This window comes from Pseudomonas sp. TNT2022 ID1044 (assembly GCF_028656895.1).
Taxonomy (GTDB): domain Bacteria; phylum Pseudomonadota; class Gammaproteobacteria; order Pseudomonadales; family Pseudomonadaceae; genus Aquipseudomonas; species Aquipseudomonas reinekei.
Window position 1 is genome coordinate 364,346 of sequence record NZ_JAMDHB010000022.1, and the last position, 26,487, is coordinate 390,832.

General features: G+C 59.6%; 22 protein-coding genes. 10 read left to right on the forward strand and 12 right to left on the reverse strand.

The window, feature by feature from the left end; all coding sequences use genetic code 11:
- Positions 1 to 5: 5 nt before the first annotated feature.
- From pcaF to pcaR, 5 genes are all read right to left on the reverse strand, one after another.
- A complete protein-coding gene (pcaF, locus tag M5G20_RS24125; protein WP_273921215.1) occupies positions 6 to 1,211 on the reverse strand; it encodes a 3-oxoadipyl-CoA thiolase in 1,206 nt (401 codons plus the stop codon).
- Entirely contained in the window at positions 1,208 to 1,987 is a 780-nt protein-coding gene (locus M5G20_RS24130; RefSeq protein ID WP_103394508.1) for a CoA-transferase subunit beta, read from the reverse strand. The genes pcaF and M5G20_RS24130 overlap by 4 nt, the downstream gene beginning before the upstream one ends.
- Positions 1,987 to 2,844: a CoA transferase subunit A gene (locus tag M5G20_RS24135; RefSeq protein WP_150732175.1), complete on the reverse strand. Its 858-nt coding sequence runs from the start codon at positions 2,842 to 2,844 to the stop codon at positions 1,987 to 1,989. The genes M5G20_RS24130 and M5G20_RS24135 overlap by 1 nt, the downstream gene beginning before the upstream one ends.
- A 208-nt stretch (positions 2,845 to 3,052) precedes the next feature.
- On the reverse strand, positions 3,053 to 4,399 hold the full coding sequence (locus M5G20_RS24140) for an MFS transporter (RefSeq protein ID WP_212625574.1): 1,347 nt from the start codon (positions 4,397 to 4,399) through the stop codon (positions 3,053 to 3,055).
- A 125-nt stretch (positions 4,400 to 4,524) separates the two neighbouring features.
- Positions 4,525 to 5,367, reverse strand: a complete 843-nt coding sequence (gene pcaR, locus M5G20_RS24145; protein ID WP_150732173.1) for a pca regulon transcriptional regulator PcaR — start codon at positions 5,365 to 5,367, stop codon at positions 4,525 to 4,527.
- Between the two features lie 677 nt (positions 5,368 to 6,044).
- Between pcaR and M5G20_RS24150 the strand changes: the two genes are divergently transcribed.
- The gene (locus M5G20_RS24150; protein ID WP_075949566.1) at positions 6,045 to 6,245 is read left to right on the forward strand and encodes a hypothetical protein; all 201 of its coding nucleotides are present in this window, start codon (positions 6,045 to 6,047) and stop codon (positions 6,243 to 6,245) included.
- Positions 6,246 to 6,623: 378 nt separating this feature from the next.
- Entirely contained in the window at positions 6,624 to 8,099 is a 1,476-nt protein-coding gene (locus tag M5G20_RS24155; RefSeq protein ID WP_273921216.1) for an inorganic phosphate transporter, read from the forward strand.
- A gap of 168 nt (positions 8,100 to 8,267) precedes the next feature.
- On the opposite strand, the gene ccoM is transcribed toward M5G20_RS24155, so the two are convergent.
- The 3 genes from ccoM to M5G20_RS24165 all read right to left on the reverse strand — a co-directional run bounded on the left by ccoM (position 8,268) and on the right by M5G20_RS24165 (position 9,131).
- Entirely contained in the window at positions 8,268 to 8,384 is a 117-nt protein-coding gene (gene ccoM / locus M5G20_RS30175) for a cytochrome c oxidase subunit CcoM (protein WP_056856105.1), read from the reverse strand.
- 143 nt (positions 8,385 to 8,527) lie between these two features.
- Positions 8,528 to 8,689: a hypothetical protein gene (locus M5G20_RS24160; protein WP_092267318.1), complete on the reverse strand. Its 162-nt coding sequence runs from the start codon at positions 8,687 to 8,689 to the stop codon at positions 8,528 to 8,530.
- A gap of 100 nt (positions 8,690 to 8,789) precedes the next feature.
- A complete protein-coding gene (locus tag M5G20_RS24165) occupies positions 8,790 to 9,131 on the reverse strand; it encodes an aspartate-semialdehyde dehydrogenase (protein WP_273921217.1) in 342 nt (113 codons plus the stop codon).
- 231 nt (positions 9,132 to 9,362) lie between these two features.
- Between M5G20_RS24165 and rapA the strand changes: the two genes are divergently transcribed.
- On the forward strand, positions 9,363 to 12,209 hold the full coding sequence (gene rapA / locus M5G20_RS24170) for an RNA polymerase-associated protein RapA (protein WP_273921218.1): 2,847 nt from the start codon (positions 9,363 to 9,365) through the stop codon (positions 12,207 to 12,209).
- An 87-nt stretch (positions 12,210 to 12,296) separates the two neighbouring features.
- Here the strand turns inward: rapA and M5G20_RS24175 are convergent, their stop codons facing one another.
- Positions 12,297 to 13,649, reverse strand: a complete 1,353-nt coding sequence (locus M5G20_RS24175; protein WP_273921219.1) for a spinster family MFS transporter — start codon at positions 13,647 to 13,649, stop codon at positions 12,297 to 12,299.
- Between the two features lie 293 nt (positions 13,650 to 13,942).
- Between M5G20_RS24175 and M5G20_RS24180 the strand changes: the two genes are divergently transcribed.
- The gene (locus M5G20_RS24180; protein WP_337994302.1) at positions 13,943 to 16,159 is read left to right on the forward strand and encodes a putative bifunctional diguanylate cyclase/phosphodiesterase; all 2,217 of its coding nucleotides are present in this window, start codon (positions 13,943 to 13,945) and stop codon (positions 16,157 to 16,159) included.
- On the opposite strand, the gene M5G20_RS24185 is transcribed toward M5G20_RS24180, so the two are convergent.
- Positions 16,116 to 17,012: an NAD(P)-dependent oxidoreductase gene (locus tag M5G20_RS24185; protein WP_273921223.1), complete on the reverse strand. Its 897-nt coding sequence runs from the start codon at positions 17,010 to 17,012 to the stop codon at positions 16,116 to 16,118. The genes M5G20_RS24180 and M5G20_RS24185 overlap by 44 nt on opposite strands.
- 198 nt (positions 17,013 to 17,210) lie before the next feature.
- Here M5G20_RS24185 and M5G20_RS24190 point away from each other — a divergent pair, with 198 nt between their 5' ends.
- Positions 17,211 to 19,412: a hypothetical protein gene (locus tag M5G20_RS24190; protein WP_273921225.1), complete on the forward strand. Its 2,202-nt coding sequence runs from the start codon at positions 17,211 to 17,213 to the stop codon at positions 19,410 to 19,412.
- 294 nt (positions 19,413 to 19,706) lie between these two features.
- Here the strand turns inward: M5G20_RS24190 and M5G20_RS24195 are convergent, their stop codons facing one another.
- Positions 19,707 to 20,012, reverse strand: coding sequence for a DUF2288 domain-containing protein (locus tag M5G20_RS24195; RefSeq protein ID WP_075946841.1), 306 nt, complete (start codon positions 20,010 to 20,012; stop codon positions 19,707 to 19,709).
- Between the two features lie 350 nt (positions 20,013 to 20,362).
- Here M5G20_RS24195 and M5G20_RS24200 point away from each other — a divergent pair, with 350 nt between their 5' ends.
- The 5 genes from M5G20_RS24200 to M5G20_RS24220 all read left to right on the forward strand — a co-directional run bounded on the left by M5G20_RS24200 (position 20,363) and on the right by M5G20_RS24220 (position 25,366).
- Positions 20,363 to 21,490, forward strand: a complete 1,128-nt coding sequence (locus tag M5G20_RS24200; protein ID WP_273921226.1) for a branched-chain amino acid ABC transporter substrate-binding protein — start codon at positions 20,363 to 20,365, stop codon at positions 21,488 to 21,490.
- A 233-nt stretch (positions 21,491 to 21,723) separates the two neighbouring features.
- Positions 21,724 to 22,647, forward strand: coding sequence for a high-affinity branched-chain amino acid ABC transporter permease LivH (gene livH, locus M5G20_RS24205; RefSeq protein WP_060541117.1), 924 nt, complete (start codon positions 21,724 to 21,726; stop codon positions 22,645 to 22,647).
- Positions 22,644 to 23,900, forward strand: coding sequence for a high-affinity branched-chain amino acid ABC transporter permease LivM (locus M5G20_RS24210; RefSeq protein WP_150732164.1), 1,257 nt, complete (start codon positions 22,644 to 22,646; stop codon positions 23,898 to 23,900). Before livH ends, M5G20_RS24210 begins: the two co-directional genes overlap by 4 nt.
- Entirely contained in the window at positions 23,897 to 24,664 is a 768-nt protein-coding gene (livG, locus tag M5G20_RS24215; protein WP_273921227.1) for a high-affinity branched-chain amino acid ABC transporter ATP-binding protein LivG, read from the forward strand. Before M5G20_RS24210 ends, livG begins: the two co-directional genes overlap by 4 nt.
- Positions 24,665 to 25,366 (forward strand): ABC transporter ATP-binding protein, encoded by a 702-nt coding sequence (locus tag M5G20_RS24220; protein WP_075946837.1) that lies wholly within the window; start codon positions 24,665 to 24,667, stop codon positions 25,364 to 25,366. It begins immediately after the preceding gene.
- 176 nt (positions 25,367 to 25,542) lie between these two features.
- Here the strand turns inward: M5G20_RS24220 and M5G20_RS24225 are convergent, their stop codons facing one another.
- A complete protein-coding gene (locus tag M5G20_RS24225) occupies positions 25,543 to 26,451 on the reverse strand; it encodes a LysR family transcriptional regulator (RefSeq protein ID WP_273921228.1) in 909 nt (302 codons plus the stop codon).
- Between the last annotated feature and the right edge of the window lie 36 nt (positions 26,452 to 26,487).

The window sequence follows — 26,487 nt, forward strand, 5'->3', positions numbered from 1 at the left end:
GTGTGTCAGACCCGTTCGATTGCCAAAGCCAGACCCTGGCCGACACCGACGCACATGGTCGCCAGGCCTTTCTTGCCACCGGTCTTCTCCAGCTGATGCAACGCAGTCAGCACCAGACGCGCACCGCTCATGCCCAACGGATGGCCCAAGGCAATGGCGCCACCGTTCGGGTTGACCTGGGCCGCGTCGTCGGCGACACCCAGTTCACGCAGCACCGCCAGGCCCTGGCTGGCAAAGGCTTCGTTGAGTTCGATCACGTCGAAATCGCTGACCGCCACACCGAGGCGCTCGATCAGTTTACGCACCGCCGGTACCGGGCCAATGCCCATTACACTCGGTGCCACACCGGCGCTGGCCATGCCCAACACTTTGGCGCGGGCAGTCAGGCCGTGTTTCTTCACGGCTTCGGCTGAAGCCAGGATCAACGCGGCGGCGCCGTCGTTGACGCCCGACGCATTGCCGGCGGTAACGGTTTTGTCGGGACCGTTGACCGGTTTGAGTTTGCTCAGGGCTTCCAGGGTGGTATCCGCGCGAGGATGTTCATCCTGGCTGACCACGGTTTCACCCTTTTTGTGGGCAATGCGCACTTCGACGATTTCTTCGGCGAAAAAACCGGCGGCTTGCGCGGCGGCGGTACGTTGCTGGCTGCGCAAGGCGAACGCGTCCTGATCGGCGCGGGACACCTTGTAATCGTCCGCCACGTTGTCGGCGGTTTGTGGCATCGCATCCACACCGTACTGGGCCTTCATCAACGGGTTGATGAAGCGCCAGCCGATGGTGGTGTCTTCCAGTTTCATGTTGCGAGAGAAAGCAGCGTCAGCCTTGCCCATCACGAACGGCGCGCGGGACATCGACTCGACGCCACCGGCAATCGCCAATTCCATTTCACCACTGGCAATAGCGCGGAACGCAGTGCCAATGGCATCCATGCCCGAAGCGCAGAGGCGATTGAGGGTCACGCCCGGAATGCTTTCCGGCAAACCGGCCAGCAGCAGCGCCATGCGCGCGACGTTGCGGTTGTCCTCACCGGCCTGGTTGGCGCAGCCGAGGAACACCTCGTCTACCGCCGTCCAGTCCACCGACGGGTTGCGCGCCATCAAGGCCTTGATCGGCACGGCGGCCAGGTCGTCGGCGCGAACCGTCGACAGGCCACCGCCGAAACGGCCGATCGGGGTGCGAATCGCGTCGCAGATATAAACGTCACGCATCACGCTTCTCCAGGTGCTTGGCCGTGGGCGGCTGCCGTGCGGGCTTCTAGATCACGCAATGCAGTCAGCTCGACCTCGGTCGGCTCAGCGGTTTGCTCGACATGGTCGGCAAAACGAATCGCCCAACCGGTAGCGGCGACCACTTGCTCGCGGGTCACGCCCGGGTGCAGTGCGGTGACCACGAACTCGTGGGTACCCTCCTCCGGCTCCATGATGCACAGGTCGGTAATGATGCCGACCGGACCGGCGCCCGGCAGACCGAGACGCTTGCGCGAATCACCGCCCTCGCCATGGCCAACCGACGTGATGAAGTCGAGTTTGTCGACGAAGGAACGCGCCGACTGTTTGAGGATGATCAGCACGCTCTTGGCCGAACCGGCAATTTCCGGCGCGCCACCGGCACCCGGCAGACGCACTTTAGGTGCGTGATAATCACCCACCACGGTGGTGTTGATGTTACCGAAACGGTCGACTTGCGCGGCGCCGAGGAAGCCGACGTCAATCCGCCCACCCTGCAGCCAGTAGCGGAAGATTTCGCCAGTCGGCACTACGGTGTCGGCGGTTTCAGCCAGCTCACCGTCACCAATCGACAGCGGCAATACACTCGGCTTGGCACCGATCGGGCCCGATTCGTAGATCAGGACGACGTCTGGCGAGGACGTCAGGCGCGCCAGATTGGCCGCTTTCGATGGCAAGCCGATGCCTACGAAGCATACCGAACCGTTTTTCAGGCGGCGAGCGGCGGCGACGGTCATCATTTCATTGGTGGTGTAAGTCATTACTTCGCCTCCGAAGCGGCGGCCAGTTTGGCCTGGAACTCGCTGAAGTCAGCGCTGCCGTGGATGTACTCGTTGATCCACGCGGTGAAGGTGTCGCGGTCGCGGGCAATCGGGTCCCAGGCCTGGTAGAAACGGTTGTCGCGTTCGGTGTAACCATGGGCGTAGGACGGATGCGCGCCGCCAGGGACGTGGCAGACCGCGCTCAAGGCCCAGGTCGGCAATACGCAGGCGTTCATCGGTGCATTGAGGTCGTCGACGATTTCTTCAACGGTAACGATGCAGCGCTTGGCGGCCAGCGCGGCTTCTTTCTGCACGCCGAGAATGCCCCAGAGCAACACGTTGCCCTTGCGGTCGGCTTTCTGTGCGTGGATCACGGTGATGTCCGGGCGCACCGAAGGCACGGCGGCCAGCACTTCGCCGGTGAACGGGCAAGTGACGGACTTGATCAGCGGGTTGACCTTTGGCAGGTCGGAACCGGCGTAGGCTCTCAGCACCGCGAACGGCAGGCCGGAAGCACCGGCGACGTAGGCATTGGCCAGGTCGGCATGGCTGTGTTCTTCGATTTCCAGCGCGTGGGGCCACTGCTTCTCGACGGCGTCACGCAGACGGTGCAGTGAACCTACGCCAGGGTTGCCACCCCAGGAAAAAATCAGCTTGCGAGCACAACCGGCGCCGATCAACTGGTCGTAGATCAGGTCAGGGGTCATCCGCACCAGGGTCAGGTCTTTCTTGCCCTGGCGAATGATTTCGTGACCCGCCGCCGTAGGGATCAGGTGAGTAAAGCCTTCGAGCGCGACGGTATCGCCATCGTTTACGAATTGCTTCACCGCGTCGTGCAGCGAAAGAATTTCAGCCATTGGGGCAGGCTCCCGTTTGTTATTAACCGACAGTGGAAAAAGACGCCGATGCGCAGCGCCGGAATGACTGCAGATTAAGCCTGTAAAAAACGCCAAACAATCCGATAATCGACTGAGTGTTCGTTTATCGAACACATTGTTGTCTAGCTATTGATCGTTCCCACGTCCTGCGCGGGAACGATCAGGACACCGCTATTTCAAGCCAGGATCAGGTCGCATCCGCATGACTGACCAAGCCTTTGATCACCACCGCTGCGGTTGCCAGTGCCGCCGGAATGACCAGCGCCGTCAGTACCTGCTCGAAGTTCCACCCCAGGCCCAACAACGTTGCGCCCATCCAGGCACCGAGGATCGCCCCAAAACGACCGATCCCGAGCATCCACGAAACCCCGGTGGCACGCCCCTGAGTCGGATAGAACCGCGCGGCCAGCGACGGCATCGCCGATTGCGCGCCGTTGACACACATACCCGCCACCAGCACCAGGGTTGCCAACAGCGTGATGTTGCCCAGGCTCTGCCCCACCGCGTAGGCAAATACGCCGGCCAGCAGATAGAAAATGCCGATCACCTTGTGTGGATTGAACCGGTCCATCGCCCAGCCCACGCCCACCGCGCTCAATACGCCGCCGAACTGGAACAATGCGCCAATGAACGCCGATTGTTCCATGCTCGCGCCGCTGTCACGCATCAGGGTCGGTAGCCAGCTGGTCAGCAGATAAACAATCACCAGGCCCATGAAGTAGGTCAGCCACAGCAACAACGTGCCGACGCTGTAGGTACCAGAGAAGATCACCGCAAACACGTTGCGCGCCTTCACGGTTTTCTGTTCCGGCACGCTGAAGCTCGAGGCTTGGGCGACCACCGTTGGGTCGATCGGCGCCAGCGTCTTGCGGACTTTGTCGGTGCCGCGATTGCGCACGACAAGAAACCGCGCCGATTCCGGCAACCAGAACAGCAACACGACAGCGAGGATCAACGGCAGAATCCCGCCGATCAGCAGCAAGCTGTGCCAACCGAACGCGGGAATCAACTTGGCCGAAATAAATCCGCCACCGGCCATGCCCAGGTTGAAGCCGCAGAACATGCTGGTCACCAGCAGGGATTTCTTGCGCTCGGGGGTGTATTCAGACAGCAGCGTCGTGGCATTGGGCATACCGGCGCCCAGGCCCAACCCGGTCAGGAAGCGCAACACCAACAGTTGCTCGACGTTGGTGCTGTAAGCCGAAGCCAGGCTGAACGCACCGAACAGCAACACCGCGCCGACCAGCACGACTTTGCGCCCAAAGCGGTCAGCCAACGGGCCGGAGCCCAGTGCGCCGAAGACCATGCCGATCAACGCGGCACTCATCACCGGCCCGAGACTGGCGCGATCAATGCCCCAATCCTGGGAAAGCGCAGGCGCGATAAATCCCATGGCGGCGGTGTCGAGACCATCGAGAAAGACAATCAGGAAGCAGAGAATCACCACTCGCCACTGATAGCGCGAAATGGGTTGGGCATTGATGAAGGACTGCACGTCGAGGCAGTTTCCTACAGCAGACTGAGGCTGGTTCATTATTTTTATCCGTGGATCACAGTCGATCGGGGTAGCCAGGCAACGCTGGCGCAGCCGCGACATTAATGACCCACAGGAAACAGCGTCAATTCACCGGACGCGACTCCGTGCGATTATCGAACATCTTAGGCAAACAGCTGAGCGCTGAGGTCGCGGCTGGCGCTTAACAAACCGGGGAGAAAGCGCTGCTCCAGCTCATTGCGACTGACCCGGCCCGCGTGAGTGCTGACGTTGAGGGCTGCAACCACTTGGCCGGAAGCGTCATACACCGGCACGGCAATCGAGCGCAGGCCTTGTTCCAGTTCCTGATCGACGATGCACCAGCCCTGCTGCCGGACTTCCTGCAGGCATTCGAGCAATGCGTCGGGGGTGTGGATCGTGCGACTGGTCTTGGCCTGCAAATCGGCGTGATCGAGGTACTCCCCAAGGGACGTGTCGTCCAGCGCCGCCAGAAGAATCCTGCCCATCGACGTGCAATAGGCCGGCAGGCGCCCACCGACCGAAAGATCGACCGAAATCAGGCGCTGAGTGGTCGCCGAGCGGGCGATGTACAGAATGTCATCGCCTTCCAGGGTGGCCATGTTGCAGGCCTCGTGCAGTTGTTCGCTCATGCGGTCCAGGTACGGCTGGGCCGAAACCGCCAGCGGCGTCGAGGAGACGTAGGCATGCCCGAGGGTCAGCACCTTGGGCAGCAAGGAATACGTGCGGCCGTCGGTGGTGGCGTAGCCGAGTTTGATCAGGGTATGTAGGCAACGTCGCACAGCGGCGCGGGGAATTTCCGTGCGGTGGCTGATCTGGGCGATGGTCAGGTGCCGTTTGCGCTCCTGAAACGCCTGCACGACCGCCAGCCCACGCGCCAGCGAGGTCATGAAGTCCGGATCACCGGTCAGTGCCTGAATCCGCTTGGCGGGCGAAGCGACGATGGGCGGAGCCACAGAAGCGAAAGAGTTACGCAATTGATCGTTCATATAAGGTCCTTGTCCCACACGGATCAGCGACTATTACAAGCGGCTATCGGTCCGGCACACAACCCCGGCCAGCCAAGATTGGGCGATTATCGAACCATCGACCGATAATCGCAATCGCTGGTAACCTGAAATCCCGGCGACTAAAGAGCGGGATAAATGTTTTTGCTGTCGCCAGGGAGCACAGTTAACACAGTCGATGTACTTGCCCAAAGTTGTTCGACTTAATGGCGCCAGAAAGGCATCACTGCGCAGTGACATCATTGCGTGTTCTAGTTGGCAGTGAAAGTTACGAGTAACAAAACAATCACACATCACGACCAACTTTTAACTCTTTGGAGATAGAGTTCTGTGAATCGCTCGCTATAATGCAAATCAGTAGCCAAACGGTTTTCTACTGACCGATTCCGCTACCCGGTGGCACGATGTTCCATCGCTGCCGCCCCCGGCAAGCGTCCGACGCTGACTGCATTTGCATCGTCAACGCGCTCGCTGAAACTGGAAGCTGATGCTGCGTCAGCTGTTTATCTCTGGTGCCGTGGCCGCCTGCAACATGGACGTATTGATCGCCCAGCCGTAAAACGATGCCTTCACCGGCCTTGTCGTTGCGTCGAGCATGGTCAATACATTGAATGCAGCGCGTATCACCAGAATTCATCTCAACTCAATCAGGTAGCACTGTGACGAAAGAAGAACTGCGCGTGGAACTTGAGCGCCAGGAACAACGTTACAAGGAAGTTTACGGCGGGGAAGTCACCACCTACGCCGCCCAGCCCGAACCGGAACGCAAACCCTGGCGTAAACGCGCCACCGTTCAGGATCAGGTTTTCAAGCAAGAACTTGAAAAAATGGAAAAGGAACTCAAAGCCGAAGAGCCTTGACGGCCTCGGTTCGAGTTCTTTCAAGGGTCTGCGGTTGCACCCGTTAAAAGCGGGATGTACGGATGTTGCCTTTTGCGCCCGCTACGAGCGGGCAGCGGCCACCTTGCTCATCGGACAGGGTAAAGGGCGCATATCTGACCCTCATCTCAGAAATTTCACACAAGCGTTCAGAGCCCGCCATCAGGCGAGCGAAACCCTTGTGTCATCGGCGTTTCCAAAGAAATTCAAAGACTTGCACACCCCTGGAAACCATTGGTGTGCTGGGTTTTGGTGTCATTTAATTCGTTGAATAATGTTACCGACGAGCAGCTAGTGCATTGATTGACACGCTTTTCTGGCATAATCCCGCCCCCCTTATGACCGGGTCAGAAAACCTTCATGATCGATTTATTCAGCGGACTGGATGCTTGGGTGCTAGTGAGCCTCCTGCTCGCCCTGACTTTTGTCCTCGCCTTCGAGTTCATCAACGGATTTCATGACACCGCTAACGCGGTCGCCACTGTTATCTACACCAAAGCGATGCCGCCTCATCTGGCGGTGTTCTTTTCCGGTGTGTTCAATTTCCTCGGCGTGTTGCTGGGCGGCGTTGGCGTGGCGTATGCCATTGTCCACCTGCTGCCGGTGGAGCTGCTGATCAATGTGAACACCGGTCACGGACTGGCCATGGTGTTCTCGTTGCTCGCCGCCGCCATCGCCTGGAACCTGGGCACCTGGTACTTCGGTATCCCTGCCTCCAGTTCTCATACGCTGATCGGCTCGATCCTCGGTGTAGGCCTGGCCAACGCCCTGATCAACGATATTCCGTTGGCCGACGGCGTGAACTGGCAGAAGGCAATCGATATCGCGATGTCGCTGGTGTTCTCGCCAATGGCAGGCTTTCTGATTGCCGCGCTGATTCTGATCGGCCTGAAATGGTGGCGTCCGCTGTCGAAGATGCACAAGACGCCGGAGCAGCGCCGCAAGATCGACGATAAGAAACACCCGCCGTTCTGGAACCGCCTGGTGCTGGTGATCTCGGCCATGGCCGTGAGCTTCGTGCACGGCTCCAACGATGGCCAGAAGGGTATCGGCCTGATCATGCTGGTATTGATCGGCATCGTGCCGGCGCAGTTCGTACTTGATCTGAACAGCACCACCTACCAGATCGAACGTACCCGCGACGCCACTTTGCACCTGAACCAGTTCTATCAGCGCAACGCCGAGACCCTGGGCGAGTTCCTGGCGCTGGGCAAAAGCGTGGAAGGCGATCTGCCGGAGAAATTCCGTTGCAACCCGCAGCAGACCGAACCGACCATCGCCGCGCTGCTGGGCACCCTCAAGGGTGTAGCCGACTACCACTCGCTGCCGTCTGATAGCCGTATCGAAGTACGTCGCTACCTGCTCTGCCTGGATGACACGGCGAAGAAGGTCAGCAAGCTGCCTGGCCTGGCACCTCGTGAAAAGGCTGACCTGGACAAGCTGCGCAAGGACTTGACCACCACCACCGAATACGCGCCGTTCTGGGTGATTCTGGCGGTTGCACTGGCCCTGGGCCTGGGCACCATGGTTGGCTGGAAACGCGTGGTTCTGACCATCGGTGAGAAGATCGGCAAGCAGGGCATGACTTATTCCCAGGGCATGTCGGCGCAGATCACCACCGCCAGCCTGATCGGCATGGCCAACATCTTCAGCCTGCCGGTGTCCACCACCCACGTGCTGTCCTCGGGTGTTGCCGGCACCATGGTCGCCAACAAAAGCGGCCTGCAAGGCGGCACCGTCAAAACCATCCTGCTGGCCTGGGTGCTGACCCTGCCAGCCACGGTCGCGCTGTCGGCCGGGTTGTTCTGGCTGGCCTCGAAGGCACTCGGCAGCTGATCAGCAGCCGAACGAAAAAGGCGCGCTCCGCAAGGACCGCGCCTTTTTTATTGCCGATGTCTTCGCGCCTACAGGGGATCGGTGCATGCCAATAGATTCTTCAGGGCAAAAAAAAGGGCAACCGAAGTTGCCCAAAATGCCTTGCGTGCTCATTGCATCCGGAAAGACCTACGGCTTTTTCCGCTTGTGCGAATCCTTCCAGATAAAAAATCCGAATCCTGCAAAAAAAACGAACATGAGGCTGACGGTCAGCACTCCGGCGATCACCACGTTGTCGAAAAACATGACGCGTCTCCTGCTCTTGCCCTGTTGCGATAGGGCTAAGTTACCCAAACGGGCAGGAGAGAATATTGACCGGGATCAATGTCGCCCAAGACAGGGCGCAAAGGAGGGGAAAAACTGACCTGCATCAAACGATGCAGGGGGATTCAACGTTTTTTCGGTTTGTTCTTCGGCTTTTTCTTCGGTTTGCCCAGCGGCATGGCTTGCTCGAACGCCTGACGCACTTCATTCAGGCGCTTGTCGTTGAGGTCATGGACACGCTTGGCGCGTTCGGCATTGAGGTCGATCAGTTTGTCGTCTTGGCTCATGGCGTTCAGTGCATCGCTTGAAAATGAATTCAGCTGCCGCTTCGCTCGGCAGGTTTGCGCCAATAATGCGGTCTGGCGACGGCGCTGACCAGCCACTCGCTCAAATCTCGATATCGACCCACAAACCCTGACGGGGCTGATCTTCCATCAAGGGCGCTACCGGCACGGTGTTGTCGGCATTGAGTTCATCCCCGGGAATGGCCAGGTGCGCTTCAGGGTCTTCGTCGGCTTCACGTCGACGTCTTTGCTGTTCTTGCTTGCGGCGCTGTTCTTCGCGTAGCAGCAAGGCGGTTTCGTCGGGATCGCGATTTTTCAGGTCGATGGTGCTGTCGGTGGAGCTTTCCTGTACGGGCACCACAGGGGCGATGTCCGGGCGCGGGCGGACCGGGTCGTGCTGCGAGGTGATCGGCACGGCACTCAAGGGGAGCATCGGTGGCAGCATATATTTTGGTCTCCTGTCAGCAGGCTGTCGGCTGCGTGGATGGCGACTTGAGCCATCGGTCGCAAACTGTGACCCAATCGACACTGCAATAACGGTCGCCAGCTACGATTTGTTCAGGTCCTGAAGATCAAAATATCATGACCCAAGGCAGCTCCTGCACAGGTATTCCTTTGGTCTGCAGAGCTGATTCCGTTAAGATAGCCCGCTTTTTCAAGGTGGGAGTCAGGCAGCATGGCGCAGCAGTATCAACCGGGGCAACGCTGGATCAGTGACAGCGAAGCCGAGCTGGGTTTGGGCACCGTTCTGGCACAGGACGGCCGCTTGTTGACCGTGCTCTATCCGGCCACTGGCGACACCCGCCAGTACGCGCTAAGGAATGCGCCCCTCACCCGTGTACGGTTTTCGCCGGGTGACTCCATCACTCACTTCGAAGGCTGGAAACTGACCGTTCGCGAAGTCGACGACGTCGATGGCCTGTTGGTCTACCACGGCCTCAACGCGCAGAACGAAGTGGTCACCCTGCCAGAAACCCAACTGTCGAACTTCATCCAGTTCCGCCTGGCCAGCGACCGTCTGTTCGCCGGGCAGATCGACCCGCTGGCCTGGTTCGCCCTGCGTTATCACACCCTCGAACACACCAGCCGCCAGCTGCAGTCCTCGCTGTGGGGCCTGGGTGGCGTGCGTGCGCAACCGATCGCGCATCAACTGCACATCGCCCGCGAAGTGGCCGACCGCATTGCACCGCGGGTTTTGCTGGCCGACGAAGTAGGCCTGGGCAAAACCATCGAAGCCGGCCTGGTGATCCATCGCCAACTGCTCTCGGGCCGCGCCAATCGCGTGCTGATCCTGGTTCCGGAAAACCTCCAGCACCAGTGGCTGGTGGAGATGCGTCGCCGTTTCAACCTGCAGGTTGCGCTGTTCGACGAAGAGCGCTTTATCGAAAGCGATGCCTCCAACCCGTTCGAAGACACTCAGCTCGCGCTGGTGGCCCTGGAATGGCTGGTGGAAGACGAGAAGGCCCAGGACGCGCTGTTCGCGGCCGGTTGGGACTTGCTGGTGGTCGACGAAGCGCATCACCTGGTGTGGCACGAAGACCAGGCCAGCCCTGAATACACGCTGGTCGAGCAACTCGCTGAAACCATTCCCGGCGTGCTGTTGTTGACCGCCACCCCGGAACAACTCGGCCAGGACAGCCACTTCGCCCGACTGCGCCTGCTCGACCCGAACCGTTTCCATGATCTGGCCGCTTTCCGCGCCGAGAGCGAAAACTATCGCCCGGTGGCCGAAGCCGTTCAGGAGTTGCTGGAGAAGGGTCGCCTGTTGCCTGAAGCACACAAGACCATCCACGGTTTCCTCGGCAACGAAGGCGAGGCCCTGCTGACTGCGGTCAACGATGGCGACACCGAAGCCAGTGCCCGCCTGGTGCGTGAGCTGCTGGACCGTCACGGCACCGGTCGCGTGCTGTTCCGTAATACCCGCGCCGCCGTGCAAGGTTTTCCGGAGCGCAAACTGCACCCGTACCCGCTGCCATGCCCGGACGAATACCTCGAACTGCCGCTGGGCGATCACGCCGAGCTGTATCCGGAAGTCAGCTTCCAGGCTCAGCCGGACGCCAATGAAGAAGAGCGCTGGTGGAAATTCGACCCGCGTGTCGAGTGGCTGATCGATCAGCTGAAAATGCTCAAGCGCACCAAAGTGCTGGTGATCTGCGCCCACGCCGAAACCGCCATGGACCTGGAAGATGCCCTGCGCGTGCGTTCCGGCATTCCGGCCACGGTGTTCCACGAGGGCATGAACATCCTCGAGCGTGACCGCGCCGCGGCCTACTTCGCCGATGAAGAATTTGGCGCGCAAGTGCTGATCTGCTCGGAAATCGGCAGCGAAGGTCGCAACTTCCAGTTCTCCCACCACCTGGTGCTGTTCGACCTGCCGTCCCACCCGGATCTGCTGGAACAACGTATCGGTCGTCTGGACCGGATCGGCCAGAAGCACACCATCGAACTGCACGTGCCGTACCTGGAAACCAGCCCGCAAGAGCGCCTGTTCCAGTGGTATCACGAAGCGCTCAACGCGTTCCTCAACACCTGCCCGACCGGCAACGCCTTGCAGCACCAGTTCGGCCCGCGCCTGCTGCCGTTGCTGGAAGAAGCCGACGATGGCGAGTGGCAAGCGCTGATCGACGAGGCCCGCACCGAGCGTGAGCGCCTGGAGGCTGAACTGCACACCGGTCGTGACCGCTTGCTGGAGCTCAACTCCGGTGGCGCTGGCGAAGGCGACGCACTGGTCGAAGATATTCTTGAACAGGACGACCAGTTCGCCCTGCCGATCTACATGGAAACCCTGTTCGACGCCTTTGGCATCGACAGCGAGGACCATTCGGAAAACGCCCTGATCCTCAAGCCGAGCGAAAAAATGCTCGACGCCAGCTTCCCGCTGGGCGACGACGAAGGGGTGACGATCACTTACGACCGTAACCAGGCGCTGTCTCGCGAAGACATGCAGTTCATCACCTGGGAACATCCGATGGTCCAGGGTGGTATGGATCTGGTGCTGTCCGGCTCCATGGGCAACACCGCCGTGGCGTTGATCAAGAACAAGGCGCTGAAACCTGGCACCGTGTTGCTGGAACTGCTCTACGTCAGCGAAGTGGTTGCCCCGCGCTCGCTGCAACTGGGCCGTTACCTGCCGCCGGCGGCGCTGCGCTGCCTGCTCGATGCCAATGGCAACGACCTGTCGGCCCGGGTGTCATTCGAAACCCTGAACGATCAACTGGAAAGCGTTCCGCGCGCTAGCGCCAACAAGTTCATCCAGGCTCAGCGCGATCAGCTGACACCACGGATCAATGCCGGCGAAGACAAGATCTTCCCGCGTCACGCCGAGCGTGTGGCAGAGGCGCAGCGTCGCCTGGCCGCCGACACCGACGAAGAACTGGCGCGCCTGACCGCCTTGCAAGCGGTCAACCCGACCGTTCGTGACAGCGAACTGGTTGCCCTGCGCAAACAACGCGAGCAAGGCCTGGCCATGCTCGACAAGGCTGCGCTGCGACTGGAAGCGATCCGGGTGTTGGTGGCGGGTTAAATCCCCTGCTCTGCCCTGCTAAATAAAGAAGGCCCGCAGCGATGCGGGCCTTTTTTGGAGTGGGCTCCTACAGGTTTTGCGTGATGGCTACATAGCCGCAGCCGCTGGAACCTCAGGCCCAACCACTGCCACCAACCCTTCCTTCATCCGCTTGGCATCACGCACAAAACACCGCGAAGCCAGCACCAGAAACACCATGGTGAAGAACAGCGCCACCGGAATCAGGTACATCGCGTCGTGCAGGCCGACAGCCTTGAACGCTTCGGTCATCTGCTCAGCGCCAGCCGCGAGCATCGCCGTGTGGGCGAAGTGATCGGACAACGCACCGACCACCACCGGCCCCAATCCACCGCCGAGCAAATACAAACCGGCAAAGAACAGCGCCATGGCCGTGGCGCGCAAGCGTGGCTCGACCACGTCCTGAATCGCCGTGTACACGCAGGTGTAGAAGTTGTAGGCAAACAACCAGCCCACGCTGAATACCGCCACGAACACACCGATCTCGATCCGTCCCGAATGCAGCGCCCAAGCCGTGCAGACCGTGGAGATGATCAGACTGAACGCCGCAAACAGTAGACGTCCATTGGCAACCCGCTGATGAATCTTGTCGGCGACCCAGCCACCCAGCGTCAGGCCGAACAACCCGGTCACGCCGACGATCACCCCGGTCGCCACTGCCGCTTCCTGCAACGGCATCAGAAAATAACGCTGCAGCATAGGCACCAGGAACGAGTTGCAGGCGTAGGTGGCGAAGTTGAAGCACAGCCCGGCCATGACCAGCCAGAGGAAGGTCGGCACCGCCAGCACCCGGCGAATCGGCCGGTCAACCTTCTCCTGCGAAACCTGCACGCTTTCAGCGGCGCCGCGCTTGGGCTCCTTGATGAAAAACATGAAGACCGCAAGGATCAGCCCCGGTACGGCGGCGATGAAGAAGGGTGCGCGCCAGCTGTCGAATGCCTTGACCATCGCGCCAATGGTGAAGAACGCCAGCAGCAGGCCCAAGGGCAGGCCGAGCATGAAAATGCCCATGGCCCGCGCCCGACGGTGGGCCGGGAACAAGTCGCCGATCAGCGAGTTTGCGGCGGGCGCGTAACTGGCTTCGCCGATGCCGATGCCCATGCGCACGATCAGGAAACTCCAGAAACTGCCCACCATGCCGTTGACCGCCGTCAACCCGCTCCATGCCGCCAGGCCCCAGCCCATCAGCTTGGCACGCGAGCCGGTGTCGGCCATTCGGCCCAGGGGCAGGCCGGCGATGGCGTAGACGATGGTGAACGCGGTGCCGATGATCCCCAGTTGAAAGTCACTCAGGTGCCATTCCATGCGGATCGGTTCGATGATGATGGCCGGGATGGTGCGGTCGAAAAAGTTGAACAGGTTGGCCAGGAACAGCAGGAACAGAATGCGCCAGGCATTCGCCGCTTGGGTCGAGTTCTGCATGGGTCCGTCTCATTTATTGTTATGGGGGCTTCACTGCCAGTGCATCCGAGCCCGGAACCTGCAATCTAGTCAGGCGCCCCACTGCTGTCTGTAATTATTCGTAAAGCTGATACCCGGCCATCGGATCGGCCGCGGCCCGTGCAACATTTTATTTCCAAACGATCTAGCCATAATTCCAAAAGGATTGCAGGACAATGTGCCACTACGGCTTGCGTTCCGGCGGTGCCTTCTATACTCCATGACATTCGCTGGCGTTGATTGCGCCGGTCAGGAAGACAACGACGGGGCATGCTATGGAGTGGCTTGGTTTGCATTTCATTACCGAGCTGCCAGAGAGTGGGCAGGTCATACTCAACTGCATACATGACCCTTTTCTGGTGCTACTGGCTTATCTGGTTGCCTGCGCCGGCAGTTTTGCCACGCTGGACATGGCCGAGCGGGTGGCTCACGCAGAAAAGAAGGCCTCACAGCGACTCTGGCGCTGGGTCGGCGCCGGCTGCCTCGCGGGTGGAATCTGGGCCATGCACTTCATCGGCATGCTGGCGTTCCAGGCGCCGATCGCTATTCATTACCACTTGCCCATCACCCTCGTTTCCCTGCTGATCGCCCTACTCGCTTCGTGGCTGGCGATGCACACCCTCAGCCGTGCGCAACTGAGCTTGTGGCAATGCTTCAGGGCCGCCATCGGTATCGGCCTGGGCATCGCCGCCATGCATTACGTGGGCATGTCGGCACTGCGTTCGCAAGCTCAGGCCTACTATCAACCGCTGTTGTTCGGCCTCTCGATCGTGATCGCCATCGGTGCCAGTCTGGCGGCGCTGCTGCTGTCGACTTACTTGCGCAATGGCACAGGGGCTTTTCATCAATGGCTCAAGTACGGCGCCAGCCTGGTGCTCGGGGCCGGCATCATCAGCATGCATTTCACCGGCATGGCTGCCTTCAATCTGGTGCTGCCCACTGGCAGCCTCCTGACCGAGCCCGGAGAAAACAACCACCTGCAACTGGGCCTGACCGTGGCCATCATGACGCTGCTGATTATCGGCAGCAGCATCAGCGCGGCGCTGGCGGACAAAAAGCTGCAGCACAAGGAAAACGATCTGCAACGGGTCAACTCGCTGCTCAGTCAACTGGACCAGGCGCGCATGTCCCTGCAACAAGTGGCGCACTACGATCCCTTGACCAACCTGATCAACCGTCGTGGCTTCAATCAGCTCTTCGCCGAAAAACTCAGCCAGAAAACCTGCGAGAGCGGCATGCTCGCGGTGCTGTTCCTCGACATCGACCACTTCAAGCGGATCAACGACAGCCTTGGCCACGATGCCGGCGATGAACTGCTCAAGGTCCTCGCCGGGCACATCAGAGGCTCGATCCGTAGCCACGAAGATGTCGTGGCACGTTTCGGTGGCGATGAGTTCTGCATCCTCATCGACCTGCATGATCGTGAAGAAGCGCGGCACATGGCCCAGCGCATCATGCAAAAAATGAAAGAGCCCATTGAGCTCGCCGGGCGGCGCATGGTGATGACCACCAGCATCGGCATCAGTGTCTTTCCGGAAGACGGCAAAACCTGTGAAGAGCTGCTGAAAAACGCCGACCTGGCGCTGTATCAGTCCAAGGGCAGCGGACGCAACGGCCTGAATTTTTTCAGCGCCAATCTCAAGGCCCGCGCCACACTCGAATTGCAACTGGAAGAGGAACTGCGCCACGCCCTGCGTGAAGACGCCGGCCTGTTGCTCTACTACCAACCGATCTACGATCTCAAAACCGGCCAGGTCAGCAAACTCGAAGCGCTGATTCGCTGGCAACACCCGACCCACGGCTTCCTGGCCCCGGATCGCTTCATTACCATCGCCGAAGCCAACGGCCTGATCACCGAACTCGACCACTGGGTGCTGCGCAAGGCCTGTGAAGACCTCGGCGAGCTGTCGCGCCAGGGTTGCGAGGCGCTCAGGATCGCGGTGAATTGTTCACCCCTGACCCTGGCGCGCGAAGAACTGGCCACCGAGATCGAACAGGCGCTTCTGGATGCCGGGGTCGCGCCACAACGGCTGGAACTGGAAGTGACCGAGAACGCGCTGATGGGCAACATCGCCGATACGCTGGTCTTGCTGCGACAGATTCGCGCCCTCGGCGTGTCACTGTCGATCGATGATTTCGGCACCGGCTATTCGTCCCTGGCCTACCTCAAGCGCCTGCCGCTCAACACGCTGAAAATCGACCGATCATTCATCCAGGACATCCCGAATTCGACCCAGGACATGGAGATTGTCCAGGCGATCATCGCCATGGCCCACACCCTGCACCTGGATGTGGTCACCGAGGGCGTCGAAACCTTCGAGCAGTACCAGTTTCTTGAAAGCCAGGGTTGTGACTACGTTCAGGGTTACCTGCTCAGCCGGCCGGTGCCGCTCGCCGAGTTGCACCCGGTGCTGAAAGAAATCAACCAGCGAAAAAACACCTATTCCGTTACGACGCTGAGTCTGGTTCACGGTACATCTGCACTAATGTAGACGGGTCTTTTTCCAGATACCCCTGCGCCCCATGCAGCCGCATCAGTTGCGCGGCGAGACCGCTGACCGGGGTAGCCGAACCCTGCTCGCGGGAGAATTTCACCGCGGTGTCCAGGTCTTTGAGCAACGTCCGCACGTGCCACTTCACCGGTTCGAATCGGCTTTCGGCCATTTGCGGCGCGAGGATCTGCAGCGGCTTTGAATCGGCAAAACCACCGGCCAGCGCTTCGGCGATCAAACTCGCATCGACCCCCGAGCGCTCTGCCAGGGCCACCACTTCGGCAATCACCAGGGCATTGCAGGCCACGATCATCTGATTGCAGGCCTTGGTCACCTGCCCGGCACCGACCGGCCCCATGTGCGTCACGCGCTGACCGAGGCTCAGCAACACCGGTTTGACCCGCTCGAGCGCCTCACCATCGCCACCGACCATGATCGCCAGGCTGCCGGCCTCCGCACCGACTACACCGCCCGACACCGGCGCATCGAGCCAACCCATGCCGGTTTGGCTGACAAGCTCGGCAGCCATTTCTCGCGTGGCCGTCGGTTCCAGGCTGGAAAAGTCCACCAGCAACTGGCCGCTTTTCGCCCCCTTGCCAACGCCTGCTGGGCCAAACACCACCTCGCGCACCACCGCCGTGTCCGCCAGACACAGCATCACCACATCGGCGTGCTGGCACAGTTCGGCCGGGGTCGCGACCTGCCGCGCCCCGGCCTCGACCAGCGGCGCGCACTTGGCCGGATTACGGTTCCACACCGTCAGCGGGTAACCCGCCGCGAGCAATCGCCGACACATCGGCAGCCCCATCAAGCCAATTCCAGCAAAACCCAGCGAAGGTAGCATTGACATCATTTTGCCTCCTTTTGATTAAAGATCGCCAAATCCTGGCCGATTTATCATGACTTAGGAAAGGATTCCCCCGAGAAACGTTCAGGCCATGGCACTGACGCTTGGGACAAATACGCGCTGATAAAAGACGCGAGATCTTATTCCGTGACGGTTCGACGACAGCATGTCGCCCGACCAACCAGCCCAGGTACATGGCGAACCATGACTTCTAAAAATAACCCGGCCACCGCGATTTCCGACCTGACGCCGAGCCCGGCGGCGAACAGCCCCGCACCGTCGAAGCCATTGACGCCATCGCGCCCGCTGGCCACCCAGCAATACCTGTACTTCACCGAAACCAACACCGACCGCATCCTCGACAACCTCGACGGCCTGCGCGACATGGTGTTCCCGCGCCCGCCACACCTGGAAGGCGACAGCGAACACCACAGCGACCAGGAATTCCCGTCGGTGTGCCTGATCGGCCTGGGCCGCTGCGGTTCGAACATTGCGCTGGACGTCGCGGAACTGGTGTACAACGCCCGCAAGTTCTACCTCAACGAATTCAACAATGAAGATCGCCTGTCGCCGGACAAACGCTACGCCGAAAAAGGCTACAGCCCGGCCCAGTGGATTCGCAACAACCTGCGCCTGATGCCGAACAAGGCCACCAAACCCGTGTTTCTGGTGGAGCCGCTGGTCATGCTCGGCGACCTGGACAAGGATATCGCCGGTCGCATCCGCTTCTCGCGCAAGGGCGAAAAAAGCGGCTTCCTTCGCGACTACAGCAAAATGAAAATCATGGACTTGTCGGAAGTCCACGCCGGTGGTGCCGGTAACGCGCCGATCCTCGGCCAGTACCTGGCCAAGATCATCCTGAACAAGGACACCCAGCGTTTCTCCAGCCCAGACTGGAAGATGATTCACTCGTACCTGATCGACAGCTGTGGCATCAAGGCCAACCAGTCACGCCTGTATTTCTCGATTTTCAGCGCCGGTGGCGGTACGGGTTCGGGCATGGCCTCGGAATTCGGCCTGGCCCAGCAACACTCGTACATGAACAAGACGTTCGACACCAAGCCGATGGACGAACACGACGGCAAAAGCGGTCATTCATTCGTCTTCGAGCCGATCTTCACCAGCGGCATCTGCGTACTGCCGAACATTTCCGACCACCGCAGCGAAATGTCCGAAGCGCTGCACATCAACGCCGGTCGCCTGCTGTGTAAATACCTGTCGGAAGAGTGGGATTTCTCCTACAACTTCGCCAATGAAGACAGCAGCGAAGCCAGCGTCATGGGCCGTATCCGTCCATGGAACGCCATGATGCTGATCTCCAACGACATCATGCGTTACGCCGAAGAAAACGATGACGGCAACATCCAGAACATTGATGTCAATGCGATGGAAAAGCACGCCAACCAATACATCTCGCAGCAGATCTTCAACATTCTGACGGCCCAGGCGGTTACGACGGACTACGACCAGAACTATTTCCGTCGCGCCGGCATCGACATCGGCGAAACCATTCGCCTGGACGCCAATGACCTGTTCATGAGCCTGGCCGGCCCGGTGGCCATTGCCTATGCCGAATCCGTGGTGCCGGAAACCCCGCCGCCCAGCAGCGACAAATTCAAGGTCTTCGAGAAAGAGCCGCAGCGCCTGAACATCGACGACCTGTTCTTCCGCTCGATCGACCTGCCGCACTTCAACAAGGTCACCCAGGCCATCGAAGGCATCAGCCTGCTGCCGATCGAATCCAAGCGCTATCGCGCATCGCTGGAGCAGTACAAGAATTCGGGCTACGACGCGGCCGCGCTGCACGACCTGCATTTTTTCAAGAACTGCTCGTCGGTGGTCTCGATCGTCTCGCTGCCGAAGGACTACAAGCTGTCGTACATGGACCTGAACCGGTTGAAGACGCACCTCAACAGCCTGTTCCCGAACACCACGCTCAAGCGCTACGCCCTGGTGATCGGCGCCTCGGCCAACCTGTCGCTGACCACCCTGATCGCCAAGAGCCCGTGCCTGTCGGACGACTTCCTGACGCTGATCGTGGCGTTCATCAAACGTTGCTTCGCGAAAAACCCGTACCGCTTCGACGAGACGCTGGACAACTCGATCCTCGACTTCATCATCAATGAACACTTTGACGAAGACCGCATCGACGACCTGCTCAACGAATTCGAGAACCCGGCGAAGATCCTCGATACCAACTGGTACGCGATCAAACCGATGTACGAGAAGAAGTACCGCGAGCTGATCAACGACAAGGACAAGTTCGTATCGATCAACGATATCCGCCTGTCCCGCGATTGCGTGAAAAAATCGATCAAATACCTGCGCGAGATCTACCGTCACCGAATCGGCAAGACCAAGGTTATTTCGTTGAATAACCATACGGGCAAGACGTTCTCGGTCTGATCCAGAACCGGGTTGCCCCAATCGCTGGCAAGCCAGCTCCCACAGATTCGTGGCGTACGCTCCGGATTGGTGAGAGATGGGTGCCAGCGATGATGGGCCCCTGAAATCCACTGAAGATTTCACCCTCTCCAACATCCAGAAACAATTAAGCAGCCCTCAGGCTGCTCTCTCAACTGTTCCCGTTACGTTTACGTCACCGTGAGGCTGTGGCCTTTCTCTACGGCAACGTGCCATCACGCTACTCGGCTACACACTTTCCGCCGGGCACGCGTCGCACCAACAAGGTGCAACCCTTCAAGGCTGCGCTCTTTCCTGGATCATAATCCACGGCGAAACCACCACGGCCCACAGCTGCGGGTCACGTTCGAAAAGATCCAGCGCCCGCGTTTCAGACAGCTTGGCGACCTTGTCTTCGGCCAGCCAGGCAGCCACTTTCTCGCCTTCGTCCGTCGCTACAGCCTCGGCGGCGGCGATCAAATCCAGGCTCGGATCGACCCACAATAGGGCACCCTTGGCAAAGAACGGCTCCAGTTCCTTCCAGGTAATAGATGCGGTTTCACCAAGCAGTTTGGCATAGAGGGTGCTAGGTTCTTCAGTCATGGGTCCGGTCCGGAAAAGAAATCGACGCAATGATAACGTCGGTGGTCTGGCAGAAAAACCCAGATGCAATTTGTGTCACCGAACGAAAAGAGCAGGAATGCCAAGGAATGCACGGAATCTGGCTATAAGCCCTTCAAAGCCCCGCCGCAATTCTGTCTTTTTCTTTCAAAATAGCGACACCCCCAAGTTTTGCCCCCTGGCGCCAGCTTCCCAGGCTGACAATCGGCGCTCTACACTGTACCGGTACAGTTGCCGAGGGGCATTTCCGGGGGATGTCGTAGATATCTGACCCGGTTCTGCTGCCAACGGCGCCAGGACTATAAAAACTACAACAGTAAGAGTGGAGCACTATGACTAAGGCTACTAAGCAGATTTCCAAACTGTTTGCCGCTATGGTTCTGGCCGGGGTTGCCAGCCATTCGTTCGCAGCTGACACCATCAAGATCGGCATCGCCGGCCCTAAAACCGGTCCTGTAGCCCAATACGGCGACATGCAGTTCAGTGGCGCCAAAATGGCCATCGAACAAATCAACGCCAAAGGCGGCGTAGACGGCAAGAAACTCGAAGCCGTCGAATACGATGACGCCTGTGATCCAAAACAAGCCGTGGCCGTAGCGAACAAAGTCGTCAACGACGGCGTCAAGTTCGTGGTGGGTCACCTGTGCTCCAGCTCCACCCAACCGGCTTCGGACATCTACGAAGACGAAGGCGTGATCATGATCACCCCGGCTGCCACCAGCCCGGACATCACCGCCCGTGGTTACAAAATGGTCTTCCGTACCATCGGTCTGGACAGCGCCCAGGGCCCTGCCGCCGGTAACTACATCGCCGACTTCGTCAAACCGAAAATCGTTGCTGTCCTGCACGACAAACAGCAATACGGTGAAGGCATCGCCTCGGCGGTCAAAACCACTCTCGAGAAGAAAGGCGTGAAAGTCGCCGTGTTCGAAGGCGTCAACGCCGGCGACAAAGACTTCTCCTCGATGATCGCCAAGCTCAAGCAAGCCAACGTCGATTTCGTTTACTACGGCGGCTACCACCCGGAACTGGGCCTGATCCTGCGTCAATCCCAGGAAAAAGGCCTGAAAGCCAAGTTCATGGGGCCGGAAGGCGTGGGTAACGACTCCATTTCGCAGATCGCCAAAGACGCCTCCGAAGGCCTGCTGGTGACCCTGCCGAAATCCTTCGACCAGGATCCAGCCAACATTGCCCTGGCTGACGCGTTCAAAGCGAAGAAAGAAGACCCGAGCGGTCCGTTCGTGTTCCCGGCCTACTCGGCTGTGGAAGTGATCGCCGAAGGTATCAAGGCTGCCAAGTCCGAAGACACCGCCAAAGTGGCTGAAGCCATCCACAAAGGCACCTTCAAGACGCCAACCGGCGACCTGAGCTTCGACGAGAAAGGCGACCTGAAAGACTTCAAATTTGTGGTTTACGAGTGGCACTTCGGCAAACCAAAAACTGAAGCCAAGCCTCAGTAAGGCGTTGCCTGACTGACTGCCAATAAAGCCCACGGCGTGCCGTGGGCTTTGTTTTACGAACGTACCTGGGCCGCGCTGGCGTGATCCGCCAGTCTCCCCACCTGAAAATCTCAAAACCGTCATCAGCGGTTCGCTGGCAAACCCCGAATTCGAAGTGGATGCAGATCCACGGGGCTCGGGCGGGAAAATGACTCCACCAGTGAAATGCGTATCAGGTTTTTAGGAGCGCTGTAATGCCTGACATCTATCACTTCTTCCAACAGCTGGTTAATGGCCTGACCATTGGCAGCACGTATGCCCTGATCGCCATCGGCTATACGATGGTTTACGGCATCATTGGAATGATCAACTTCGCCCACGGCGAGGTGTACATGATCGGTTCCTACGTGGCGTTCATCGCCATCGCCGGGCTGGCCATGATGGGACTCGACAGTGTTCCGCTGTTGATGACCGCCGCTTTCATCGCCACTATCGTGGTGACCAGTGCCTACGGTTACAGCATCGAACGGATCGCCTACCGCCCCTTGCGCGGCAGCAACCGTCTGATCCCGCTGATTTCCGCCATCGGTATGTCGATCTTCCTGCAGAACACCGTTCTGCTGGCGCAAGACTCCAAGGACAAATCCATCCCCAACCTGATCCCGGGCAACTTTACCTTTGGGCCAGGTGGCGCACATGAAGTGCTGATTTCCTACATGCAAATCGTGGTGTTCGTGGTGACCCTGGTCGCCATGCTCGGCCTGACGCTGTTCATCTCCCGCTCTCGCCTGGGCCGCGCCTGCCGCGCCTGCGCCGAAGACATCAAGATGGCCAACCTGCTGGGTATCAACACCAACAACATCATCGCCCTGACCTTCGTCATCGGTGCTGCGCTGGCGGCCATCGCGGCCGTTCTGCTGAGCATGCAATACGGCGTGATCAACCCGAACGCCGGTTTCCTGGTCGGTCTCAAGGCCTTCACCGCAGCGGTACTGGGCGGTATCGGCAGCATTCCGGGCGCCATGCTCGGTGGGCTCGTATTGGGTGTGGCGGAAGCCTTTGGTGCCGATATCTTCGGCGACCAGTACAAGGACGTCGTGGCGTTCGGCCTGCTGGTTCTGGTGCTGTTGTTCCGGCCAACCGGCCTGCTGGGCCGTCCGGAGGTTGAGAAGGTATGACTAGGAATCTTAAACAGGCGTTGTTCAGCGCCTTGCTGGTGTGGGCCGTGGCCTACCCGGTACTCGGTCTGAAGCTGACCATCGTCGGCATCAACCTCGAAGTTCATGGCACCAGCACCGCGACCCTGATCACCATCGCCGTGTGTTCGGTGCTGATGTTCCTGCGTGTACTGTTCGACCAGCAGATCAGTTCGGCCTGGCGTTCTTCGCCCAACATGCCGCTGATTCCGGCCAAGGCCAGCAACTTCCTGACCCTGCCGACCACCCAGCGCTGGATCATCATTGCGCTGATTGCCGGTGCACTGGTCTGGCCGTTCTTCGGCTCCCGCGGTGCGGTGGATATCGCCACGCTGGTGCTGATCTACGTGATGCTCGGCCTTGGCCTGAACATCGTGGTCGGTCTGGCGGGTTTGCTCGACCTCGGTTATGTCGGCTTCTACGCCGTCGGCGCCTACAGCTACGCGCTGCTGTCGCACTACTTCGGTCTGAGCTTCTGGATCTGCCTGCCAATCGCCGGCCTGATGGCGGCCACCTTCGGCTTCCTGCTGGGCTTCCCGGTGTTGCGTCTGCGCGGTGACTACCTGGCGATCGTGACCCTGGGCTTCGGTGAAATCATCCGTCTGTTCCTGCGTAACCTGACCGATATCACCGGCGGCCCGAACGGCATCAGCAACATCGAGAAACCAACGTTCTTCGGCCTGACCTTCGAACGCAAAGCCGCGGAAGGCATGCAAACCTTCCACGAGTACTTCGGCCTGGCCTACAACTCGATCAACAAGGTGATTTTCCTTTACCTCGTTGCCTTGTTCCTGGCACTGGCTGCGCTGTTCGTCATCAACCGTTTGCTGCGCATGCCTCTGGGCCGTGCCTGGGAAGCGTTGCGTGAAGATGAAATCGCTTGCCGAGCGCTGGGCCTGAACCCGACCATCATCAAGCTTTCGGCATTTACCCTCGGCGCGGCATTCGCCGGTTTTGCCGGCAGCTTCTTCGCTGCCCGTCAGGGCCTGGTGACACCGGAGTCCTTCACCTTCATCGAGTCGGCGATCATCCTCGCCATCGTGGTGCTGGGTGGCATGGGCTCGCAGCTGGGTGTGATCCTCGCTGCCGTGGTGATGATCCTGCTGCCGGAAATGATGCGAGAGTTCAGTGAGTACCGCATGTTGATGTTCGGTGCCTTGATGGTACTGATGATGATCTGGCGCCCTCAGGGTCTGCTGCCCATGCAACGTCCTCACATGGAGCTGCGCAAATGAGCCGCGAGATCCTTAAAGTAGAAAACCTGAGCATGCGCTTCGGCGGCTTGCTGGCGGTCAACGGCGTTGCCTTGAGCGTGAAAGAGAAACAAGTGGTGGCGTTGATCGGCCCGAACGGCGCCGGCAAGACCACGGTGTTCAACTGCCTGACCGGTTTCTACAAGCCGAGCGGCGGCAGCATCCTGCTGGACGGCGAGCCAATCGAAGGCCTGCCGGGCCACAAGATCGCCCTCAAAGGCGTGGTGCGCACCTTCCAGAACGTGCGGTTGTTCAAGGACATGACCGCGGTCGAGAACCTCTTGATCGCCCAGCACCGTCACCTGAATACCAACTTCCTGTCCGGCCTGTTCAAGACCCCGGCGTTTCGCAAGAGCGAGCGCGATGCCATGGACTTTGCCGAGTACTGGCTGGAAAAGGTCAACCTGAAAGAGTTCGCCAACCGTCCGGCCGGCACCCTGGCCTACGGTCAGCAACGTCGCCTGGAAATCGCCCGTTGCATGATGACCCGCCCGCGGATCCTCATGCTCGACGAACCGGCCGCCGGCCTGAACCCGAAGGAAACCGAAGACCTCAAGGCGCTGATCAGCGTGCTGCGTGAAGAGCACAACGTCACCGTGCTGCTGATCGAACACGACATGAAACTGGTCATGAGCATTTCCGACCACATCGTCGTGATCAACCAGGGCACGCCTCTGGCCGACGGTACGCCGGAACAGATCCGCGACAATCCTGAAGTGATCAAAGCCTACCTGGGGGAAGCGTAAATGCTGCAGTTCGAAAACGTTTCCACCTTCTACGGCAAGATCCAGGCGCTGCACAGCGTCAACGTCGAAGTCCGTCAGGGCGAGATCGTGACCCTGATCGGCGCCAACGGTGCCGGCAAGTCCACGCTGTTGATGACCCTGTGCGGTTCGCCGCGCGCCCACAGCGGCAGCATCCGCTACATGGGTGAGGAACTGGTCGGCCAGGACTCTTCGCAGATCATGCGCAAGAGCATCGCCGTGGTGCCGGAAGGTCGTCGGGTGTTTTCCCGCCTGACCGTTGAAGAGAACCTGTCCATGGGCGGATTCTTCACGGCGAAGGGCGACTATCAGGAACAGATGGACAAGGTCCTCGGACTTTTCCCGCGCCTCAAAGAACGCTTCAGCCAGCGCGGCGGCACCATGTCCGGCGGCGAACAGCAAATGCTCGCCATCGGCCGTGCGCTGATGAGCAAGCCCAAGCTGCTGCTGCTCGACGAGCCATCGCTGGGCCTGGCACCGATCATCATCCAGCAGATCTTCGACATCATCGAACAGCTGCGCAAGGACGGTGTGACGGTGTTCCTGGTGGAGCAGAACGCCAACCAGGCGCTGAAAATCGCTGACCGTGCCTACGTTCTGGAGAACGGCCGGGTAGTGATGCAAGGCACCGGTGAATCCCTGCTGACCGACCCGAAAGTGCGCGAAGCGTACCTCGGCGGCTAAGGCTTTGCGGTAAAGAAGAAACGGCCCTCGCGGGCCGTTTTTTTGTACCCGCACACAATCCCGAAATCAAATGAACACCCCTGTAGGAGCCGGCTTGCTGGCGATAGCGGTCTATCAGTCAACATTTCTTTTGAATGTTACAACGCCATCGCCAGCAAGCCGGCTCCTACAAGGGTCTATAGCCTGTCCAGCACCTCCCCACTGCGCTTGAACCAGCCAATCAAATAATCCGCCAATACCTGCGTACGCTTGGGCAACCCACCCTGGTACGGGTGCACCAGGTACATCGGCATGCTCCGGGTCTGATAATCACGCAGGAGCCCGCGTAAACGACCGTCAGCCAATTCCGCCGGTAGCAAGTAGGACGGCAGACGGGCAATGCCAGCACCGGCCAGTGCGGCTTTCTTCAGCAGGTTGTAGTGATTGCTGGCGAACGGTCCCGACACCCGCACTCGCAGCAACTCGTGCTGCTGGTGATACAGCCATTCTTCGCGACCGCTGTAGTGACTATTGAGCAGGCAGCGATGTTCGGCCAATGCTTGGGGCGTCTGTGGCTCGCCGAACTGTTCCAGATAAGCAGGGCTGGCGCAGGTCATTTCGTGCCACGCCAGCAACGGCCGAGCGACCAGGCGTTCATCATTGGCCACGTCAGAGCGAACCGCCAGGTCAAATCCGTCACGGGACAAATCGCGATACTGGTTGCTCAGGTCCAGTTCGATCTGCACTTCGGGGTATTGGCTCGAGAACTCCAGCAACAAACCATCGAAGAAGGTTTCGCCCAGCGAAACCGGAACCGTCATCCGCACCGGACCGGCCATGTCGTCCTTCAACCGCGCCAACGCCTGACGCGCCCTTTCCACCTGAACCACCAAGGCTTGCGCCTGCGGCAGTAACGCAGCGCCCGCCGCTGTCAGGCTCAAGCGCCGCGTAGTGCGTTGCAACAGGACCACGGAAAACTGCGTCTCCAGTTGACTGATGCGCTTGGACAATTGCCCCTTGCTGCAACCGAGTTGCTGCGCGGCCAAGGTAAAACTGCCCGCTTCGATCAGTACCGCGAACGCCGCCAGATCATCCATTTCGCTCATGGATTGTTTCCATCTGAAAACCAAAGGTTGCCTATT

Bases quoted from the DNA above. Each gene is read 5' to 3' on its own strand.
- M5G20_RS24135 (WP_150732175.1), bottom strand. From the start codon at position 2,844: ATGGCTGAAATTCTTTCGCTGCACGACGCGGTGAAGCAATTCGTAAAC.
- M5G20_RS24160 (WP_092267318.1), bottom strand. From the start codon at position 8,689: ATGAGCCAAGACGACAAACTGATCGACCTCAATGCCGAACGCGCCAAG.
- livG (WP_273921227.1), top strand. From the start codon at position 23,897: ATGAGCCGCGAGATCCTTAAAGTAGAAAACCTGAGCATGCGCTTCGGC.
- pcaR (WP_150732173.1), bottom strand. From the start codon at position 5,367: ATGAACGATCAATTGCGTAACTCTTTCGCTTCTGTGGCTCCGCCCATC.
- rapA (WP_273921218.1), top strand. From the start codon at position 9,363: ATGGCGCAGCAGTATCAACCGGGGCAACGCTGGATCAGTGACAGCGAA.
- M5G20_RS24210 (WP_150732164.1), top strand. From the start codon at position 22,644: ATGACTAGGAATCTTAAACAGGCGTTGTTCAGCGCCTTGCTGGTGTGG.
- M5G20_RS24130 (WP_103394508.1), bottom strand. From the start codon at position 1,987: ATGACTTACACCACCAATGAAATGATGACCGTCGCCGCCGCTCGCCGC.
- ccoM (WP_056856105.1), bottom strand. From the start codon at position 8,384: ATGTTTTTCGACAACGTGGTGATCGCCGGAGTGCTGACCGTCAGCCTC.
- livH (WP_060541117.1), top strand. From the start codon at position 21,724: ATGCCTGACATCTATCACTTCTTCCAACAGCTGGTTAATGGCCTGACC.
- M5G20_RS24165 (WP_273921217.1), bottom strand. From the start codon at position 9,131: ATGCTGCCACCGATGCTCCCCTTGAGTGCCGTGCCGATCACCTCGCAG.
- M5G20_RS24190 (WP_273921225.1), top strand. From the start codon at position 17,211: ATGACTTCTAAAAATAACCCGGCCACCGCGATTTCCGACCTGACGCCG.
- M5G20_RS24200 (WP_273921226.1), top strand. From the start codon at position 20,363: ATGACTAAGGCTACTAAGCAGATTTCCAAACTGTTTGCCGCTATGGTT.
- M5G20_RS24195 (WP_075946841.1), bottom strand. From the start codon at position 20,012: ATGACTGAAGAACCTAGCACCCTCTATGCCAAACTGCTTGGTGAAACC.
- M5G20_RS24225 (WP_273921228.1), bottom strand. From the start codon at position 26,451: ATGAGCGAAATGGATGATCTGGCGGCGTTCGCGGTACTGATCGAAGCG.
- M5G20_RS24185 (WP_273921223.1), bottom strand. From the start codon at position 17,012: ATGATGTCAATGCTACCTTCGCTGGGTTTTGCTGGAATTGGCTTGATG.
- M5G20_RS24180 (WP_337994302.1), top strand. From the start codon at position 13,943: ATGGAGTGGCTTGGTTTGCATTTCATTACCGAGCTGCCAGAGAGTGGG.
- M5G20_RS24220 (WP_075946837.1), top strand. From the start codon at position 24,665: ATGCTGCAGTTCGAAAACGTTTCCACCTTCTACGGCAAGATCCAGGCG.
- M5G20_RS24140 (WP_212625574.1), bottom strand. From the start codon at position 4,399: ATGAACCAGCCTCAGTCTGCTGTAGGAAACTGCCTCGACGTGCAGTCC.
- M5G20_RS24175 (WP_273921219.1), bottom strand. From the start codon at position 13,649: ATGCAGAACTCGACCCAAGCGGCGAATGCCTGGCGCATTCTGTTCCTG.
- M5G20_RS24155 (WP_273921216.1), top strand. From the start codon at position 6,624: ATGATCGATTTATTCAGCGGACTGGATGCTTGGGTGCTAGTGAGCCTC.